The following is a 2469-nucleotide window of genomic DNA, read 5'->3' as shown; positions in this document are numbered from 1 at the left end:
AAAAGCTGCAACCATCAACAAGTTTTAGCAGCTATATTTCCCTCAGAGTCGCAGTGAGCTGCAACTCCGAGGGCATTTTATTTAACGCAACTTCCTTCCTGCAAAACGAATTACAGAGCCTGTTCCATTATGAAATAAGCCTTCGTTTAGCTCAATTACCTTTTCTTCTAACGTTATCACATCATAATTCGCGAAGTCGGATTTTATTTCTTCAATCGAAAACAGACTTCCTATATCTTTTGGTCCGCCAACCTTTTCGTTTTTGGTAACATATTCCAAGTGTTTTTTGCTAAAGGCTTCAAAGATCACCACGCCACCTTTTCGCAGGAGCTTATCCAGCATTTTATGCAACGATGATTTGATATCAGCAGGGAAGTGTGCATAGATCAATGCAATGGCATCAAATTGCTCAGGGGTATAGTTCAGTGTCTGCAGCTCTCCCACCTGGTAGTCGATTTTTACCTGGTTTGCTTCCGCCAGACGCAGCGCTTTATTCTTTCCTTCGCTGCTGATGTCGAATGCATAGGAATCCCAACCTAAATTAGCTGCGAATACAGCATTGCGGCCTTCACCTTCTGCAGGGAACAAAATCTTGCCGGCTGGCAGCTTTTCCAATTGTTCTTTTAAATACTCGTTAGGTTCTTCACCAAAAGCAAACTCTTCTTTGCTGTAACGTTCATTCCATTTGTCAAGCCAGGATTTTTCCATAAGGGATAAATTGTTTGGGTTGTTAGATATAGCTCCTTAACTTATTATCTTTCAAAAAAATTCATTTATGATTCGTCTTCCTATTGCTCTTTTACTGATGGTATATGCGACTGCCGAAGGACAGAAAATCTACGCGCTAAAAGACTTATTCACTGACAGTAAGGTTGTTTGGTATGGAATAGATTATACACATGCTGAAATGGTGGGCAACTTTACCAACAAGGATCTTCACGATTACTTTCACGGGTGGAACAAGCTAATCATACAAGAATCCGGGAAGTATAACATAGCTAAGGCGTTGCAGCGAAATCAAATCATCTTTGGTGAAGCATACATTGAACAACTAAACAATCAATCAACACCAACAGAACGAACTATACCGAGTGACAGTTCCCTGCGAAAATCCGAAATCGCAAACATGATAGCAGAATATAAAAGTAACCATAGCGATGGCATCGGGCTCGTATTTATTGCAGAGCGATACTATAAAGCAAAAAATACGGCCAGCCATTATATTGTATTCTTTGACATCGCTACAAAAAAGATTTTAATCTCTCAACGATACACTACCGCTCCAGACGGAATAGGAATACGAAATTTCTGGGCCGCCTCGATACGTACTGCTATAAAACTTATGGCAAGCAATTATAAGAAATGGAAAAAGAAATATGCAATCTAAAAAAGATAACTGCGATGCATACGAAACTAATCTGCAAATCAATCTATTTATATTTTTATAGCGCTTTCACTTTCTGCACAGCCTGTTATAGTTTTACTCTGATGATGGTGTAACGAACATACCTACCACTCTTACTTTTGCTAAAATAAACGATGGCTTTAAACTGGCATAACCAGAAGCCCGTTGTGTATATTTGACATAGTAACACAACAAAGCGTGCGCTACAAAAAAACGATAGCTCTTATACTTATCATGGCATGGGTAGTGGGTTGTTCCTCCGTGCCTCCCATCAATACCACACAATATCAATATGAGCAACGTATTTCAGTTGTTGATACTTCTTTTATAAAGCACGCTTCGATCAATCACACATGTCCATGTAAAACAACGTTCACCGATCTTTCAAAGATGGGACATCTGCAACCTGTAACCTTGGAAAATATGGGGTCGGGCAAAAATTGCCACAATACCGATATAGAACACCTGCTGGGCGATTCCTATACACTGGCTTCGCAAAAAGGAGTTATCTATCAGATTGAAGAGAACTCAGAGTATGTAGCGCTTATACATCTCACGAAAGACTTCGAAGGTAAATTACCCAATGGTAAATTCGTTTCATTGAAAAATTTTACAGTAAGTGATGCCAGGAAAGTATATCCCGGTCTTGACTATGGTACTCGCGACTGCTCCGACTATTGGAACTACAACAATGATACTGTTAATTTTTATTTCAAGATAGATCGAAATATAAGACGGTATCCCATCGATGAAAAATACTATAGCAACAAGCAAATTGAAGGTATCGATATACTTTTATGGTGCTACAAAATCTACGACACCCAACAGCAAGGTGAGGTCTGGTATGAGCGTCCGCCTTATGCACCATTCTCGGATACACACATGAACGTTTATGTATGGAAACGCCGCAAAGACCTGGCAACAAAGTTACGCGAGCTGGTAACATTAGGTATCCACAGTAATTACGACATTGTAAAGCTTGGCCGATGGAAGGAATATTTGCCGGATCACGAGTTAATGATTGAAGAATATTATGATAACAAAGGCGACATGGTGAAGAAGGT

At 39.7% G+C, this 2469-nt stretch carries 3 protein-coding genes; 2 read left to right on the top strand and 1 reads right to left on the bottom strand.

Translation table 11 applies throughout. The features are described 5' to 3' along the window. Positions 1–81 precede the first annotated feature (81 nt). On the bottom strand, positions 82–708 hold the full coding sequence (locus V7Q33_RS23360; RefSeq protein ID WP_333821498.1) for a class I SAM-dependent methyltransferase: 627 nt from the start codon (positions 706–708) through the stop codon (positions 82–84). A 67-nt stretch (positions 709–775) separates the two neighbouring features. Between V7Q33_RS23360 and V7Q33_RS23355 the strand changes: the two genes are divergently transcribed. Then, positions 776–1387: a hypothetical protein gene (locus V7Q33_RS23355; RefSeq protein WP_333821497.1), complete on the top strand. Its 612-nt coding sequence runs from the start codon at positions 776–778 to the stop codon at positions 1385–1387. 216 nt (positions 1388–1603) lie between these two features. Further along, on the top strand, positions 1604–2469 hold an 866-nt coding region (locus V7Q33_RS23350; RefSeq protein ID WP_333821496.1), incomplete at its 3' end, for a hypothetical protein.

Source organism: Ohtaekwangia sp. (assembly GCF_036786105.1).
Lineage (GTDB): Bacteria > Bacteroidota > Bacteroidia > Cytophagales > Cyclobacteriaceae > Ohtaekwangia.
This window is presented reverse-complemented; position numbering and strand designations above follow the sequence as displayed.